Source organism: Caulobacter sp. DWR1-3-2b1, from assembly GCF_049895765.1.
In the GTDB taxonomy this organism is placed as follows: domain Bacteria; phylum Pseudomonadota; class Alphaproteobacteria; order Caulobacterales; family Caulobacteraceae; genus Caulobacter.
The window spans coordinates 129,766-145,940 of sequence record NZ_JAFCSZ010000010.1 but is presented as its reverse complement, the minus strand read 5'-3'; the positions used below and the strand labels follow the sequence as shown (position 1 = coordinate 145,940).

Sequence of the window (16,175 nt, the reverse complement as noted above, 5' to 3'; positions counted from 1 at the left end):
CTTCGCCAGGCCCCTCAGGCTCTCTTGACTATGCTGTATCGCTCGACGGACCGCCGCTGTCGTTGTGGCGCTCCCGTGGTGTACCTGCCCCATAACGCATCCTTCCAACCATCGGAAAACAGTGCACCATCAAAGTCCGGGACCAAACATCTAGGCGGCGATTTTGCGGTGCTGCAAGCGCCGATGTTCGAGGGTCGACGCGCCGATCGGGCTGCAGGTGACTTTGTACGCCGTGGAGACCCAACGCGCCGCCCCGGCATCCCAAAAGGCGCGCAATCCGTTCATCTGCAGCGCCCGCTAAGTAAAGCTCAGCTTAGCAGACTTTCGGCGCTTGGAAGTTTTCGGATATCCAGCGCAGCCGCTGGGCCCTTGGCACACAGTCGGGGCGAATTTCTTACCATAGAGACTTGCGTCAAAGTCCGACGAAAGCTATCGATAATCATCGGATCTGTAGCGTAGCACAGCGCTTAACGCAGAATTCGAAATCCCCAACGATATCAACACTCTAACGAGACTATTCGTCCGACGGAATATTCCGCGCCTGGGCGAAATAGTGGTCGCGGGCCAGGTTACCGAAGCGGGTGGTGTCGCTGTTGAACGAGAGACGCACGGTGCCGATGGGACCGTGACGCTGCTTGGCGATGATCACTTCGGCCAGGCCTTGCAGTCGGTCCATGTCTTCCTGCCAGGTCAGGTGCTCGGGCGTGCCCTCGCGAGGCTCGGCGCGGCCGACATAGTAGCTCTCGCGATAGACGAACCAGACCATGTCGGCGTCCTGCTCGATCGAGCCGGATTCACGAAGGTCGGAGAGCTGCGGGCGCTTGTCCTCGCGCTGCTCGACCTGACGCGACAGCTGCGAGAGAGCAATGACCGGGCAGCCGAGTTCCTTGGCCAGGGTCTTGAGACCCATGGTGATCTGGCTGACTTCCTGCACGCGGTTGGCGTTGGAGCCGAGGTCTGACCCTGTGACCAGCTGCAGATAGTCGACGACCACGAGATCCAGGCCCACCTGCCGCTTCAGGCGCCTGGCCCGGGCGGTCAGCTTGGCGATGGAGATACCACCGGTGGCGTCGATATAGAGCGGCGCTTCCTGCAGATCCATGGCCGCGTCGCGGACCCGGCCAAACTCGGAGGCGTCGATCTCGCCCTTGCGGAGCCGGTCGCCCGAGACGCCCGAGGCGTCGGCCAGCATCCGCAGGGCCAGTTGCTCGGCGCTCATTTCCAGCGAATAGAAGGCCACGACGCCGCCTTGGACGGTCTTCTTCGTGCCGTCCGGCTGGATCTCGTAGGCGTATTTGCGGGCGACATTGAAGGCGATGTTGGTCGCCAGCGCGGTCTTGCCCATCGACGGACGGCCGGCCAGGACGATCAGGTCGGAGGGGTGCAGGCCGCCGATCTTCTGGTCGAGGTCGGTCAGGTCGGTGGCGACGCCGGACATGCCGCCGTCACGGCTATAGGCCTCGGCGGTCATCTCGACCGCGCCGCGCAGGGCGTCTCCGAAGGTGATGAAGCCAGACGACGCTGTCCCGCTTTCGGCCAGGGTGTAGAGCTGCTGCTCGGCCGCCTCGATTTGGTCGCGAGCGGGCCGGATTTCGTCGCCGCCGCCGTGAGCGGAGGTCGAGATTTCGCCGCCGATGCGGATCAGGTCCCGGCGCAGCGCCAGGTCGAAGACGGCGCGGGCGTAGTCGCCGACATTGGCCGCCGGCGGGGCGCGGTCCACGAGGTCGGCCAGATAGCGCAGGCCGCCCAGCTCGTCGAAGGCCGGGTCCTTCTTGAACTCGTCAGCCAGCAGGATCGGCTCGGCCAGCTGGCCCTTGCGGATATGGGTCTCGATCGACTGGAACAGCCGCTGGTGGAAGGGCTCGTAGAAGTGACGGCCGTTCAGGGCGTCGGTCAGCCGCTCATAAGCCGCGTTATCATAGAGCAGCACGCCGAGCAGCGCCTGCTCAGCTTCCAGATTGTGCGGCGCGACAGCGATGACGACGTCCGAATGAGGCGGACGCAGATCCAGGGCGGGGACGAGAGACATGGTCACTAGTTAACGTGCGGGCCCTTCTTGCGCGCGTGTCGAGAGGGCGCGCGCTCAAGATGAACGGGGATGTTTTGTGTATGTTCTGAGACGGGCGCCGCGCAAGGAAAAGGCGCGGCGATCGCTCGCCGCGCCGTCCGAAAGTGACGTAGGTCCAGCCTACCAGTTGTAGCTGACGCGGGCGTACACAAACCGACCGTTGAAGCCGAACGGCGAGTAGCTGGGGAAGCCGATCGACCCGCTGGGCGAGTTGATCAGGGCCGGCGTCTCGCGCGGATACTGGTCGAACAGGTTGTTGACGCCCAGAGCCAGACCCGCCGGTCCAAGCTTGTAGCGTCCTTCCGCGTCGACCACCGTGCGATGGCCGGTCTCATAGTCCAGCGCCGGGTTGTTGTTGGGCACCAGAACACTGTCGTAATAGGTCGCCTTCACTGTCGCGCCGAAATTGCCCAGGCTCCAGTCAGTGTTGAAGACGAACTTCCGTTCCGGCGTGCCCTGCTCGTAGGTCTTGACGTTGCCGCGGTCGAACAGGAACGGCGGCTGGCTGACCGAGGTGATGCTCGGCAAACCGGGCGTCTTGGTCACATCGGTGCCATTGAAGTTGGCCGCCAGGGTCATGTCGAAGCGACCGGCCGCTTCGGTATCGAGGCGATAGCGGCCGACGATGTCGACCCCCATGGTCGTGGTCTCGACGCCGTTGAGGAAGAACCGCGCCGCGCTGACGCCATAGGGCGCGAGCAGGGCGTTGATCACCGCCGCGGTCGCCGCCGGGGTCGACGGGTTGGGCAGGTTCTCCGACAGCACGATGCGGTCTTCGATCTCGATGCGATAGGCGTCGGCGGTCAGTTCGAAGGCGCCCGTTCGGAAAACGATGCCAGCCGAGAAGTTGATCGACTTTTCGGGCTTGAGCGGCTTGGCGCCCAGGGCGATGGCGATCGGGCTGTTGACCGTGAAGGTGCCCGACTCGACCAGGATCGAGCCCGTCGGCGTCGCCACGTTATTGGTCGCCGTGTAGCTGAAATATTGCTGCTGCAGGGCGGGCGACTTCACGCCGCTCGAGATCGCGCCGCGGATGGCCAGGGCCTCGTCGATGTCGAAACGCGCCGCCAGCTTGCCGGTGACCTTCGAGCCGAAGTCCGAATAGTCCTCGTAGCGGGCGGCGGCGTCGAACGACAGGCGCTCGGTCAGCTTGCCTTCGAGATCGACATAGGCCGAGACGTTGTTGCGCTCGACATCGACCTCGTTGCTGGGACGGAAGCCGCCAAAGCCCTGGGACAACGGCGCGCCGGGCAGCGGACCCTTGGTGTACGAGGCCGGCTCGCCCTGGTGAACCTGGAAGGTCTCCTTGCGGTATTCCAGCCCGAAAGCGAGGTTCGTGGGCTCAACCAGACCGAGGTCATAGCCCTTGGTCACGTTCAAGTTGACGAGGAACTGGTCGTAGTCGAGGCCGCCGGCCTTGAAGTTGCGAGGCGAGGCGGCGCCGAAGGTCGAGTTGATCGTGTTCTTGATCGTGTATTCGAGCGAGTTCTTGCCGTAGGTGACGCCGAGGTCGGTGGTGAAGCCGCCCAACTCGCCCTTGATGCCGCCGGCCAGATTGTAGTCGTCGATCTTGGTGGCGATGATCGGCAGGAAGCCGCCAGGATAGACCGCGATGACGTTGTTGGGGTTGTTGTAGGTGCGCGCTGTGGCGGCCGCTTCGGTGTCGCGGTGTTGATAGCCGCCATAGCCGTATATCGACCAGATCTCGTTCACCGGGACGCCGGCGTTCAGATAGAGCGCTTTGCTTTCCAGCTTGGGATCGCCGTAGCGTCCCAGGACGATCGGGCGGCCATAGTTGGGCGCGGAGGCGAGATTGACATAGTCCGAACGGTTGGTCGGGTGGCGGTTCACATATTCGGCCGACACCGTCAGGAAGCCTTCCGGACCCAGCGGTAAGCCCTGCCAGCCTGACACCGACAGGGTCATGCCGTCATTGGCGTCGCGGGTGCCGCGCGCAGTCTTCACCTTGGTGTCGTAGTTGCCCCAGTTGATGGTCGCCCCGCCGCCGCTGCGGGCTTCGCGAAGGCGCAGGTTGATGACGCCGGCGATGGCGTCGGCGCCGTACTGGGCCGAGGCGCCGTCGCGCAGGACCTCGACGCGGTCGACGGCGACGGTCGGGATGGAGTTGAGGTCGAAGGCGGTCGAGCCGCGGCCGATCGAGCCGTTGATGTTGACCAGCGCGCCGACGTGGCCGCGCATGCCATTGATCAAGACCAGGGTCTGGTCGGGCGCGAGGCCGCGCAGGGTGGCAGGACGAACGTGGTCGGTGCCATCGGTGATGGCGGGGCGCGGGAAGTCGATGGCGGGCGTCAGATTCGACAGCGCCTGGGCCAGTTCAGCGCCGCTGCCCTGGCGGGCGAGCGCCTGGTTGGTAATCACATCGACGGGCGCGATGGTGTCGAGCCGGGTGCGGCCGGCGGTGCGTGTGCCGGTGACGACGACCTGTTCTACGGCGGTGTCGTCGGGGGCGGAAGCTGTCTGGGCCTGGGCCGATCCCGCGATGGCGGCAAGCGAGACGGCGGCGAAAAGCGCGGTGCGAAGCGTCATACTGTAGTTCCCCTCGTTACGATTACCGGGACCGGCGCGAGGCCAGCTTGGTCCGGAAGCGGAGGTTTTTTCACCCCTCGGGAGAACCATGGTCGCGTTCTGGGCTGCCTACAAGTTGAACATTTCTTGGCTGGAATGCAGAAAAAAACGGCGCGGATTGCTCCGCGCCGTTTCTCGATAAATCACCGATCTCGAAGAGATCAGGACTCGTAGTGATCGCCTTCGAACGAACCGGCGCCACCGGCGGCCATGTCCGAGGCCGCTTCGGCGTCAGCCGCGCGGTCTTCTTCGAATTGAGCGGCGATGACGTTTTCGCCGCGCGCTTGACGCTCGGCTTCGTCGGCGCTGCGCGCGATGTTGAGGGTGACCGTAACGGTCACTTCAGCATGCAGCTTCACCTTCACTTCGTGGACGCCCAGGTTCTTGATGGGCTTGTCCAGGACGATCATCGAGCGATCGACCTTGCCGCCTTCGGCCTTGATAGCGTCGGCGACGTCGCGACCCGCGACCGAACCGTACAGCTGGCCGCTTTCGCCAGCCTGACGGATCATCACGTATTGCGTGCCGTCGAGGGTCTCGCCGACAGCGCCGGCGGTCTCGCGGTTCTTCACGTTGCGCACTTCGATTTCAGCACGCTGAACTTCGAAGGACTTCCGGTTGGCAGCGTTGGCGCGCAGGGCCTTGTGACGCGGCAGCAGGAAGTTACGGGCGAAGCCGTCCTTCACGGTGACTTCGTCGCCGAGGGTGCCAGTGCCTTCAACGCGTTCGAGCAGGATAACTTTCATCGTGGTGTCTCCCTTACTTCACGACGTAGGGGAGCAGAGCCAGGAAGCGGGCGCGCTTGATGGCCTTGGCCAGTTCGCGTTGCTTCTTGGCCGACACCGCGGTGATGCGCGACGGAACGATCTTGCCGCGCTCGGAAACGTAGCGTTGCAGGAGCTTGACGTCCTTGTAGTCGATCTTCGGAGCGCCGGCGCCGGAGAACGGGCAAACCTTGCGACGACGGAAGAAGGGGCGGCGGGCGCCGCCAGCGGCGGGCGCGCCGGCTGCGGCTTCGGGAGCAGTGGTATCGGTCATGATCTCTCTTCTCCCTTACGCGGCTGCGAATTCGTCACGGGGACGATCAGGACGGTCCGAACGCTCGGGACGGTCGCTACGTTCGCGGTCGCGACGGGCCAGAACCGGCGACAGTTCCAGGTCCAGCTCTTCAACGCGGATCGTCATGAAGCGCAGAACGTCTTCATTGATCAGCAGCTGGCGCTCGACTTCCTTGATCGCCGGCGCCGGAGCGTCGATGGCGAGCAGGGAATAGTGGCCCTTGCGGTTCTTCTTGATGCGGTAGGTGAGGTTACGCAGGCCCCAGTATTCGATCTTGGCGATGTGACCGCCGCCTTCTTCGATCAGGGCTTTGATTTGCTCATTCAGAGCTTCGGCCTGTTGCGGCGAGATATCCTGCCGCGCGATGACCACGTGTTCGTAGAACGCCATGTTTTCCTTCTTCCGGCTTGGAGGGCGGCGTGAACGTCGGCGGAAGTCCGACATCCCCGATGGATCCTGAGCGCGACCGGGAAATCCCGACCCCTGAGGGGCTGCGCCAAAGACCGCCATCCGTGAGAGCGCGCGCTAGTACAGGAGAAGGGCCTGAGAAGCAAGAATGCTTTGCCAGCGCCGCATTTTTCGGCGCCGGCGCGGGCCTGCGGAAACCGTCGCGCGAAGCGACTAGCTTTGCCTTGCCGCAACGGCAGGCCGTGCTAGGTAACTCTTACATGAAGTCTAGCGCTGTCATAAGCGCCCTTGGGGCCTTCGCGCTGTCGGTGACCTTCGCCGGCTCAGGCGCGGCCCAGGCCATTCAGAAGCCGGACCTGTCGGTTTCGGCCAATGACGGCCATTTCACCGGTTATTCGGCGACCCTACCACTCGACGTCTCGACCGATACCGAGGCCGCCAGGCTGACCGCCAAGGTGGCGGGTTCGCTTGAGAACCCCACCTACGATCTTGATTTCAACCTGATCCGCAAGCCGGACGCCGAGCGCTTCGGCAAGCGATCCATGGCTCTGGGCGCATCGTGGAACGATCGTGAGGCCAGGTTGCGCTCGTCGCTGTCCAGGGCGTTCGGTTTCGGTCTGCTGCCGCGCGCCAACTATGTCAGCGTCTCGATGGATATGGACGCAAGCCGCGCCATCGCCATTCCGGGCCAGATCCCGGTGGCGCGAGCCAATCTGCGCTCGGCCCTGACGCTGGACGGCAAGCCGGTCGGTTCCATCGCCTTGGGCGGCGGCTCGATGGGCGACGAGGGTGTCGATGTCAGCTTCACGCGCCCTTTCGACATCCCCGCCGAGTTCACTGTCAGCCTGCGCGCCGCCGCGACCAATGGCGGCGAAGACTGGCGCGTCCAAGATAGTCGCGTCATGGTCAAGCTGGTGAAGGCGAGCTGGTAGCCCTCTGCTTGCGAGCCGTCACGGCAGCGAACTTCGCCAGATAATCCGGGTGCTCGGTGCCCATCAGGCGATCCCACCAGGTGAAATAGAGCCCGTAATTATAGCCCGCCTGGGCGTGGTGCAGGTCGTGGTGGGTTACGGTCGTCAGCCAAGGCAGCAGCGGCCGGCCGTCCTTGCGAGCGGGGAACAGCTCGTAGCCGCTGTGGCCAAGAGTATTGCGGACGATCTGGTGCAGCATGAACAGGCCCGCCACCGGCCACTGGGTCGGGACGATCATCATCCACAACGGCACGAACAGGGCGTTGATCGCGGCCTCGCCCAGATCGAAGCTGTAGGCTGTAAAGGGCGACGGGTTGTGCGACCGGTGGTGCCGCCGGTGAAAGGCTCGGAACAGTCGGCGGTCATGGATCAGGCGATGGGTCCAGTAGAACCAGGCGTCGTGGCCGATGATCATCAGGACAAGGCTGCTCCAGAACCAGACAGGCCCAAGTTCTCGCGCGATGTAGGGGCCTGGCATCAAACCGGCGCGAAACAGGCTGAAGGTCAGAAGGCCCACGGTCGAGAAGATCATGATGGAACGGATCGAGCAGGCGAATTCCATCAGAAGTTGGCGGGCGGGAGGCCGCTCGCCGCGGATCTTGCGGCTGGCGAGGGGGGCGGCCAGCAGCACCCACAGGGTGAACCATACGCCGACGGCGAAGGTCACGTAGCGAGCGACATCGACCCGGGTGGCCTGCAACCAGCTGTCCAGGAAGGGTTGGATGATCTGAAGGTCCATGGGGTGCTCCTCGTTTTGACGGGGGCAGGAGAGCCTGTAGCCACAGCGTGGTCGCGCCGAAACTGGAATTCAGGCCGACTTGTTCGAATTCGGCAGCGTATCACCGGTTTCGACCAGCCGGAGGCGAGGGCTGTTCGAGGGGGCGGCGGCGCAGGCCCGCTGGCGCCAGGCGGTCGGGGTCGAGTCGGTCTCGGCCCGGAAGGCGCGGTTGAACGGACCCAGGGAGGCGAAGCCGAGATCGAAGGCGATGGCGGATACCGACTTCAGGGCCTGTTCGGGGTCGGCCAGCGCGACCTTGGCCGCGGCGATACGGTGGCTATTGACGTAGTCGGCGAAGTTGCGATGGCTCAGCACGCCGTTGATCAGCTTGCGCAGACGATGCTCGGGCGCGCCGACCAGGGCGGCGAGGGCGCCAATCGACAGGTCCTCACCGCGCCAGACCTCGTTCTCGGTCATGGCTCGCTCGAGGCGCACAAGAACCAAACGATCGGCGGGGCCGAGATCCATCGACGGTGGCGCCGACGCGGTCGCGGCGGAGGTGTCAGCCTGGGCCTCGACAAGCTGTGGTTCAGCGCGCAGCAGCGCCAGAGTCGTGCCGAGAGCCAGGATCGCCAAGGCGCCGGCTTGGACGACGCCCATCGTCCCGGTTGGCAGAAAGGGCAGCCAGCCCATGTCCTTGGCCGCGACCACCAGCACATAGCCGCCGGCCGAGGCGGCAAGCAGCGGTCGCAGGCGCCGTCGCTGGGCCACCAGGTCGCCGCGCCAGCCGCGCCAGGCCACCACCAGCAGATGTCCGACCAGCAGGATCTGGAGAAAGATGTAGACGGACCAGATCGGCGGGCACCACGCCTTCGGCGCGACCTGGGCTGCCAGCCAAAACAGAAACGCGCCGACCGGCGCGATCAGTCGCCAGGCCGGGGGATGTGGAGCGTCTTCCAGCAAGTCGAGGGCGAACATCCAGAAAAGACCCGTTCCCACGACCGAGGCCGCCCAGACCGGATCAAACCTCTGCAGTTCAGGCCGCCAGCCCGTGACGACATGGGCGATGGCGCAGATGAAAAAGATCGCGCCCAGCCAGCGGGTCGGGGTGGGGCGCGGCGTGGCCGCGAGAGCCAGGCCCGCCGCCGCGAAGCCGCCGATGGCGACGCCCCGGACGACGGCCTCGAGTTGCGATGGATCGGTCATGGCCGATAATCCTCGCCAGCCTCGCAACCCTCAAGCCGCGAGGCTGGCCGAAACCGTAAAGGTCTCGCTACTTCTTGGCCTTGTAGGCCTTGTAGGCCTTCACGGCGTCCATGGTCTTGGTGACATGGCCGGCGAAGTTGCCATCGGTATAGGCCATCAGGATCTTGCCGTTGGGGGCGATCACATAGGATGTGCGGTTGGACCAGCCGCCGGGCATGGGCAGGGCGACATCATAGGTCTTGACCAGACCGTCCGGCGCAGCGGCCACGGCGAACTTGTCGCGGCAGTGCTCCTTGGAGAAGGCCTTGATCTTGTCGACATTGCCGGCCGTCACGCCGATCACGGTCGCGCCCAGCTTTTCAAAGTCCGGGGTCGCTTCGGCGAACTCGTGAGCCTCGGCTGTGCAGCCGGCGGTGTAGGCGGCCGGGAAAAAGTAGAGCACCACGGGACCCTTCTTCAGCGCCTTTGACAGGGTGAAGCTGAAGTCCTTGCCGGCCAGGGCGGCGGGGGCGGTGAAGTCTGGGGCCTTGGCGCCCGGCTTAAGCGCGGCAAAGGCGGGCGAGGCGGCGAGTACGGCGATAGCCGCGAGGCCGGCGGTCAGGCGATTCATGAAAGACTCCATCGGTTTTCGTCGCCCGAGCTACGGGTTGGTCTGCAATTTGGACGCACTCTGCGGGAATGCAAGCAAAGCGCTGTCGCTCTTGCCCGTCAGGGGGCTTTCCCCTAACGCTCCGGCCCCAAGTACGGCATTGAATCTCTAGCACGGAGCGAGCTTCCAATGAGCATCGCCTTCATTTTCCCCGGACAGGGCAGCCAGTCGGTCGGCATGGGCGCCGATCTCGCGCAGGCCTTCGCCGCCGCCCGCGAGGTCTTCCAGGAGGTCGACGACGCCTTGGGCCAGAAGCTTTTCGCCTTGATGAAGGAAGGTCCCGAAAGCGACCTCACCCTCACCGAAAACGCCCAGCCGGCCCTGATGGCCGTCAGCTTGGCGGTTGCCCGCGTGCTGGAAAAGGAATTCGGAATCGGCATCGACCGCGCCGCCTTCGTCGCCGGCCATTCGCTGGGCGAATATTCGGCCTTGGCCGCGGCCGGCTCGATCACCCTGGCCGACACCGCGCGCCTGCTGAAGCTGCGCGGCCAGGCCATGCAGCGGGCCGTGCCGGTGGGCGAGGGCGCGATGGCGTCGCTGATCGGCCCCAAGACCGACCTGGCGCTTGCCGAAGCCGCCGCCGCCGCCGGCTCGGAAGTCGGCGTCTGCGTCGTGGCTAACGACAACAACAACGGCAATGTGGTGATCTCGGGCGACAAGGCCGCCGTCGACAAGGCCATCGAGAAGGCCAAGGAACTGGGCGCGCGCGCCATTCCGCTGAACGTTTCGGCGCCGTTCCATTGCCCGCTGATGCGGCCGGCAGCTGACGAGATGGCCGAGGCCCTGGCCCGCACCACAATCGTCTCGCCGCGCGCGCCGCTGGTGGCCAATATCACCGCCGGTCCGGTCCACGATCCCGACATCATTCGCGGCCTGCTGGTGGAGCAAGTCACCGGCCGAGTCCGTTGGCGCGAAAGCATGATCTGGCTGGCCGGCGAGGGCGGTGTCACCCGCTTCGCCGAGGCCGGGGCCGGCAAGGTTCTGTCGGGCATGGCCAAGCGTATCGCGCCCGACGCCGAGGCGACGCCGCTGAACAGCCCGGCTGACCTCGAAGCCTTCGCCAAGTCTCTTTAAAGGCTGTCATCCCGGGCAAGCGCGCAGGGCGCCGACCCGGGACCACAACAAGCGCCGGCATGTCCGGCGGTCCCGGCTCTCCGGCCGGGATGACAAATCTGGATTGGGAGACCCAACCATGTTCGATCTCACCGGCAAGACTGCTCTCGTCACCGGCGCTACGGGCGGCATCGGCGGCGCCATCGCCAAGGCCCTGCATGCGCGAGGCGCTCATGTCGTGCTCTCCGGCACCCGCGAATCGGCCCTGGCCGAGCTGAAGGCCCAGTTCGGCGAGCGCGTCTCGACCGTGGCGGCCAATCTTTCAGACGCCGCAGCCGTCGACGGACTGGTCGCCAAGGCCGAGGAGGCAGCCGGCGCGCCGTTGGACATCGTGATCGCCAATGCCGGCATCACTCGCGACGGCCTGATCGTGCGGATGAAGGACGAGGACTGGGACACCGTCATCAAGGTGAACCTGGAGGGCTATTTCCGCCTGTCGCGCGCCGCCGCCAAGGGCATGATGAAGCGCCGCTCGGGTCGGATCATCGGCATCACCTCGGTGGTCGGTGTGACCGGCAACCCCGGCCAGACCAATTATGCGGCCTCAAAGGCCGGAATGATCGGGTTTTCCAAGGCCTTGGCCCAGGAACTGGCCAGCCGCAACGTCACGGTCAACTGCGTTGCGCCCGGCTTCATCGCCAGCCCGATGACCGACGCCCTGAACGAGTCCCAGAAGGCCGGCATCCTGGCCAATATTCCGGCCGGCCGTCTCGGCGAAGGTAGCGATATCGCCGCTGCATGTGTTTACCTGGCCAGCGACGAGGGCGCCTATGTGACTGGCCAGACCTTGCACGTGAACGGCGGCATGGCCATGATCTAGCGCGCCTCCCGCCAAAGTGGAAACCGGTTTGGCGACAAGGAGGCGCGCCATCATATAAGTCTTGAGCCTTTCCATTCGGAAAGGCTCGGGGGCCTCGCGTTTCTTCAAGGGCGACCCGCTGGTCACCCGAAAAAGAACGTGATAGGCGGTGGCCCGACAATTCCCGTGAATGGCGAGGCCTCGGCCAAACCGTTGGCGGACAACAGATTCAAAACTGAGGGACTAACAGAATGTCCGACATTCTCGAGCGCGTGCGTAAGATCGTCATCGAGCACCTGGATGCCGATCCCGAGAAGGTCACCGAGAAGGCCAGCTTCATCGATGACCTGGGCGCCGACAGCCTCGACAATGTCGAGCTGGTGATGGCGTTCGAAGAAGAGTTCGACATCGAAATTCCGGACGACGCCGCCGAACACATCCAGACGGTTGGCGACGCCGTGAAGTTCATCACGGAAAAGACCGGCGCCTAAGGCGTCAGGTTCGCCTCCGAGGCGAACAGGCTATCACCGCCGCGCAGCACGGGCTCTTGCCTTCGTGCGCGCGGCGGTTTTCGTATGTGGCCGAGAGTCGCGGCCTGGGGAGGCGTCGGATCTGTCCGCTCATCCCCATATGTCCGCGACTACGAAGGTTGGGAGTGATCCATGCGTAGAGTTGTCGTCACCGGACTTGGCCTGCTGACCCCGCTGGGTCAGGGCGTCGAGATATCCTGGAAGAATATCCTCGCCGGCAAATCCGGCGCAAACCGCATCTCGGCCTTCGATCCTACCGAATACGCCTGCAAGGTGGCCTGCGAGGTTCCGCGCGTCGATGGACGTGGCGGCGGCGGCCCTGATGTCGAAGGCGCCTTCAACCCCGACCTGACCATGAGCCCGCGCGACCAGAAGCGCGTCGACGACTTCATTCTGTACGGCATCGCCGCCGCCGATGAGGCCGTGAAGGACTCGGGCTGGGTTCCGGAAACCGAGGAAGACAAGTACCGCACCGGCGTGATCATGGGCTCGGGCATCGGCGGCCTGTCGACCATCGCCGACACCGCGCTGGAGCTTGAGGCCAAGGGCCCGCGCAAGGTCAGCCCGTTCTTCATCTCTTCGGCCCTGATCAACCTGATCTCCGGTCAGGTCTCGATCCGCTATGGCTTCAAGGGACCCAACCACTCGGTGGTTACGGCCTGCGCCACGGGCGCCCACGCCATCGGCGACGCCGCTCGCCTGATCAAGTATGGCGACGCCGACGTGATGGTGGCCGGCGGCGCCGAAGCGGCCGTCTGCAAGGTCGGTATCGCCGGCTTCATTGCCTGCCGCGCCGTCTCGACCGATTTCAACGACACGCCTGAAAAGGCCTCGCGCCCCTATGACCAGGACCGCGACGGCTTCGTGATGGGAGAGGGCGCCGGCGCCCTGGTTCTGGAAGAGTACGAGCACGCCAAGGCGCGCGGCGCAAAGATCTATGCCGAGGTCGTAGGCTATGGTCTGTCGGGCGACGCCTATCACATCACCGCGCCTTCCGAGGACGGTGACGGCGGCTTCCGGGCCCTGTCGGCGGCCGTCAAGGACGCTGGCCTGCAGCCCTCGGACATCGACTACATCAACGCCCACGGCACCTCGACCATGGCCGACGGCATTGAGGCCAAGGCCGTCGAGCGCTTCCTGGGCGATCACGCCAAGAACGTGGTGATGTCTTCGACCAAGTCGATGACCGGACATCTGCTGGGCGCCGCCGGCGCCATCGAGGGCATCTTCTCGATCCTGGCCATCCGCGACCAGATCGCCCCGCCGACCATCAATCTCGACAATTCCAATGTGGACGTCGCCATGAACCTGGCGCCTCACAAGGCCGTGCCGATGAAGATCGACGTCGCCGTCTCCAACAGCTTTGGCTTCGGCGGCACCAACGCCTCCGTCGTATTCCGTAAAATCTCGTGAGCCGCAAAGCCGCCCCGCCGCGCAAGGCTCGCAAGCCCGAGTTGGCGTCCATCGGACGTCGGTTGATCGCCATGATCTTCGCCGCCGGCGCCACCCTGGTCGTCATTGGCATGGTGTTCGTGTTCGGCGCGATCTGGCTCTATCAAGGGCCAGGTCCGGCGGCCAAGAGCGGCGACATTACCTCCGTGGTCCTGCGCCGGGGCGCCAGCGTGCCCGAGATCGCCGCCAGTCTTGAAAGCGGCGGCGTGATCCGCTCGTCCTCGATCTTCATGACCGCGGCCCAAGTCACCGGCGCGGCGCGGTCGCTGAAGGCCGGCGAATACGAGTTCAAGAACCGAGCCTCAATGGCCGAGGTGCTCGACGCCATCCGCAAGGGCAAGGTGGTTCGCCACTTCGTGACCGTTCCCGAGGGCGTCACCTCGGACATGGCCATCGAGATCCTCATGCGCTCGCCCATCCTGACCGGCGTGGCCCCGACCCCGCCGGAGGGCGCAATCCTGCCCGAGACCTATCAGGTCGAACGCGGCGAGGACCGTTCCGCCGTCCTGCAGCGGATGATGGACGATCGCGATCAGTTGCTCGACGAGTTGTGGCCGCAACGTCAGAAGGGCCTGCCGTTCTCGACCCGGAACGAGGCCATGACCCTGGCCTCCATCGTCGAGAAGGAAACGGGCATCGCCTCCGAACGTCCGCGCGTCGCCGCCGTGTTCGTCAACCGCCTGCGCACCGGCATGCGCCTGGGCAGCGACCCGACCATCATCTACGGCCTGACCCGGGGCCGTCCGCTGGGCCGCGGCATCCTGCTGTCGGAGCTGCAGCGCCAGACGGCCTACAACACCTATCTGATCGACGGGCTGCCGCCGACGCCCATCGCCAATCCAGGCCGCGCCGCTATCGCCGCCGTTCTGGATCCGCCCAAGACCGACGAGCTCTATTTCGTCGCCGACGGCACCGGTGGCCACGTGTTCGCCCGCACCCTGGAAGAGCACAACGCCAATGTCGTCAAATGGCGGCAAGTCGAGCGTAGCCGCGCGGCCAAGAAGCCGGCCGCCGCTCCGCTGAGCGGGGGCTGAGGTGGCGTTGTCGGGCATGACGGGCTTCGCACGCGTCGAGGGCGCGCACGGGGCCTGGTCCTGGGCCGTGGAGGCCCGCAGTGTCAATGGCCGCAACCTGGAGACCCGCTTTCGCGGCCCGCCAGGCTTCGACAGCCTGGACCGCGTGGCCCGCGACGGCGCCCAGACCCGCTTCCAGCGCGGCCAGCTGACGCTCAACGTCCAAGGCAAGCGCGCCGAGGCCCTGGGCCAGACCCAGGTCAGCGTCGAGACCCTGGAGCGCTATCTGAAGGCCGGCAGCGCCTATGTCGCCACCGGCATGGTCGCCAAGCCCACCCTCGACGGCCTGCTGGCCCTTCGCGGCGTCATCGAGGTCCGCGAGGAAGATGATGACGCCGAGACCCGCGCCGCTGTCGAGGCCGCCATGGCCGTTTCGATCAGCCAGGCGCTCGACGCCCTTAAGATTGCTCGGTTGGAAGAGGGGACTTCTCTGACACCGGTGCTCAACGGCCAGGTCGATACCATCGAGCGCCTGACGACCGAGGCGGGCGTCGAGGCCGCCGGTCAGCCAGCCGTGCTGAAGGACCGTTTTGCGCGCCGCATGACCGAACTGCTGGGCGAGGCGGCCTCGGACGAGCGCATCGTTCAGGAAGCCGCCGCCATGGCCGTGAAGGCCGATGTCCGCGAGGAACTCGACCGGCTCGCCGGCCACGTCGCCGCCGCCCGCACCTTGCTGACCGGCGAAGCCGCCGCCGGCCGTCGTCTGGATTTCCTGTCCCAGGAATTCATGCGCGAATCCAATACCCTCTGCTCGAAATCGGCGCTCAGCAGCCTGACCACGATCGGCCTGGAGATGAAGGCCACGATCGAGCAGTTCCGCGAACAGGTTCAGAACGTTGAATAAGCCCAACCACAAGACCCGAGGCTTGCTGCTGATGGTCGTCGCGCCCTCGGGCGTCGGCAAGACCTCGCTGACCCGCCGCCTCGTCGCCGACCACGGCGATCTGCACCTGTCGATCAGCGCCACCACGCGCGAGCCGCGTCCGGGCGAGCACGACGGCCGCGACTATCACTTCGTCGATCACGCCAGGTTCCAGGGCATGATCGGGGAAGACGCCTTCCTCGAATGGGCCGAGGTCTATGGCAATCACTATGGCAGTCCGCGCGCCCCGATCATGGAGGCGCTGGATCGCGGCGAGAGCGTGCTGTTCGACATCGACTTCCAGGGCGCGATGAAGGTCCACAGGCAGGCCGGCGCCGACAGCGTGCTGGTCTATATCCTGCCGCCGTCCCTGGCCGAGATGAGCCGGCGCCTGCACGCCCGCAGCCAGGACAGCGAAGACGTCATCCACCGCCGCCTGGCCCGCGCCAAGGACGAGGTCGCCGCCTGGGAGCAGTTCGACTATGTCATCCTCAATGACGACTTCGACCGCGCCTATTCGGACCTGGCCCACATCTACCACGCCGAGCGCCAGAAGCGGGTGCGCAACCCGTGGATCGGCGGACTGGTGCAGGATCTGCTGGCGGAAGAAATCTAGGCGAGGCGTTCTTCGCGATTTCGGCGTTCGTGGTTGAAGATTGATACTCGGCGCCGCTCTGTGAG

16 protein-coding genes are annotated in these 16,175 nt (G+C 65.3%); 8 read left to right on the top strand and 8 right to left on the bottom strand.

Going from position 1 to position 16,175, the window contains the following annotated elements; genetic code table 11:
- Window positions 1-514 precede the first annotated feature (514 nt).
- The 5 genes from ACP69S_RS11770 to rpsF form a co-directional block, all read right to left on the bottom strand.
- Window positions 515-2,035 (bottom strand): replicative DNA helicase, encoded by a 1,521-nt coding sequence (locus tag ACP69S_RS11770; protein WP_425997394.1) that lies wholly within the window; start codon window positions 2,033-2,035, stop codon window positions 515-517.
- Window positions 2,036-2,188: 153 nt separating this feature from the next.
- Entirely contained in the window at window positions 2,189-4,615 is a 2,427-nt protein-coding gene (locus ACP69S_RS11765) for a TonB-dependent receptor plug domain-containing protein (protein WP_425997392.1), read from the bottom strand.
- Window positions 4,616-4,815: 200 nt separating this feature from the next.
- Window positions 4,816-5,400, bottom strand: a complete 585-nt coding sequence (gene rplI / locus ACP69S_RS11760; protein WP_425997390.1) for a 50S ribosomal protein L9 — start codon at window positions 5,398-5,400, stop codon at window positions 4,816-4,818.
- Between the two features lie 13 nt (window positions 5,401-5,413).
- On the bottom strand, window positions 5,414-5,692 hold the full coding sequence (gene rpsR / locus ACP69S_RS11755; RefSeq protein WP_425997388.1) for a 30S ribosomal protein S18: 279 nt from the start codon (window positions 5,690-5,692) through the stop codon (window positions 5,414-5,416).
- A gap of 15 nt (window positions 5,693-5,707) precedes the next feature.
- On the bottom strand, window positions 5,708-6,103 hold the full coding sequence (gene rpsF / locus ACP69S_RS11750) for a 30S ribosomal protein S6 (protein WP_425997386.1): 396 nt from the start codon (window positions 6,101-6,103) through the stop codon (window positions 5,708-5,710).
- 278 nt (window positions 6,104-6,381) lie between these two features.
- Here rpsF and ACP69S_RS11745 point away from each other — a divergent pair, with 278 nt between their 5' ends.
- Window positions 6,382-7,053 carry a hypothetical protein gene (locus ACP69S_RS11745; RefSeq protein ID WP_425997384.1) on the top strand — a complete coding sequence of 224 codons (672 nt, stop codon included), beginning with the start codon at window positions 6,382-6,384 and terminating at the stop codon, window positions 7,051-7,053.
- On the opposite strand, the gene ACP69S_RS11740 is transcribed toward ACP69S_RS11745, so the two are convergent.
- From ACP69S_RS11740 to ACP69S_RS11730, 3 genes are all read right to left on the bottom strand, one after another.
- Complete coding sequence (locus ACP69S_RS11740; RefSeq protein WP_425997382.1) at window positions 7,028-7,831, bottom strand: sterol desaturase family protein; 804 nt, start codon at window positions 7,829-7,831, stop codon at window positions 7,028-7,030. The genes ACP69S_RS11745 and ACP69S_RS11740 overlap by 26 nt on opposite strands.
- A gap of 69 nt (window positions 7,832-7,900) precedes the next feature.
- A complete protein-coding gene (locus ACP69S_RS11735) occupies window positions 7,901-9,016 on the bottom strand; it encodes a helix-turn-helix domain-containing protein (protein ID WP_425997380.1) in 1,116 nt (371 codons plus the stop codon).
- 67 nt (window positions 9,017-9,083) lie between these two features.
- Window positions 9,084-9,626: a peroxiredoxin gene (locus ACP69S_RS11730; RefSeq protein ID WP_425997378.1), complete on the bottom strand. Its 543-nt coding sequence runs from the start codon at window positions 9,624-9,626 to the stop codon at window positions 9,084-9,086.
- 168 nt (window positions 9,627-9,794) lie between these two features.
- Between ACP69S_RS11730 and fabD the strand changes: the two genes are divergently transcribed.
- The 7 genes from fabD to gmk all read left to right on the top strand — a co-directional run bounded on the left by fabD (window position 9,795) and on the right by gmk (window position 16,110).
- On the top strand, window positions 9,795-10,739 hold the full coding sequence (gene fabD, locus ACP69S_RS11725) for an ACP S-malonyltransferase (protein WP_425997376.1): 945 nt from the start codon (window positions 9,795-9,797) through the stop codon (window positions 10,737-10,739).
- A 118-nt stretch (window positions 10,740-10,857) separates the two neighbouring features.
- The gene (fabG, locus tag ACP69S_RS11720; protein ID WP_425997374.1) at window positions 10,858-11,598 is read left to right on the top strand and encodes a 3-oxoacyl-[acyl-carrier-protein] reductase; all 741 of its coding nucleotides are present in this window, start codon (window positions 10,858-10,860) and stop codon (window positions 11,596-11,598) included.
- A 230-nt stretch (window positions 11,599-11,828) separates the two neighbouring features.
- Window positions 11,829-12,068 carry an acyl carrier protein gene (locus ACP69S_RS11715; protein WP_007672577.1) on the top strand — a complete coding sequence of 80 codons (240 nt, stop codon included), beginning with the start codon at window positions 11,829-11,831 and terminating at the stop codon, window positions 12,066-12,068.
- Window positions 12,069-12,239: 171 nt separating this feature from the next.
- Window positions 12,240-13,520, top strand: a complete 1,281-nt coding sequence (gene fabF, locus ACP69S_RS11710) for a beta-ketoacyl-ACP synthase II (RefSeq protein ID WP_425997371.1) — start codon at window positions 12,240-12,242, stop codon at window positions 13,518-13,520.
- Window positions 13,517-14,593, top strand: a complete 1,077-nt coding sequence (gene mltG / locus ACP69S_RS11705; protein WP_425997369.1) for an endolytic transglycosylase MltG — start codon at window positions 13,517-13,519, stop codon at window positions 14,591-14,593. Before fabF ends, mltG begins: the two co-directional genes overlap by 4 nt.
- A 1-nt stretch (window position 14,594) precedes the next feature.
- Window positions 14,595-15,476 (top strand): YicC/YloC family endoribonuclease, encoded by an 882-nt coding sequence (locus ACP69S_RS11700; RefSeq protein ID WP_425997367.1) that lies wholly within the window; start codon window positions 14,595-14,597, stop codon window positions 15,474-15,476.
- Window positions 15,469-16,110, top strand: a complete 642-nt coding sequence (gmk, locus tag ACP69S_RS11695) for a guanylate kinase (RefSeq protein WP_425997365.1) — start codon at window positions 15,469-15,471, stop codon at window positions 16,108-16,110. The genes ACP69S_RS11700 and gmk overlap by 8 nt, the downstream gene beginning before the upstream one ends.
- Window positions 16,111-16,175 lie beyond the last annotated feature (65 nt).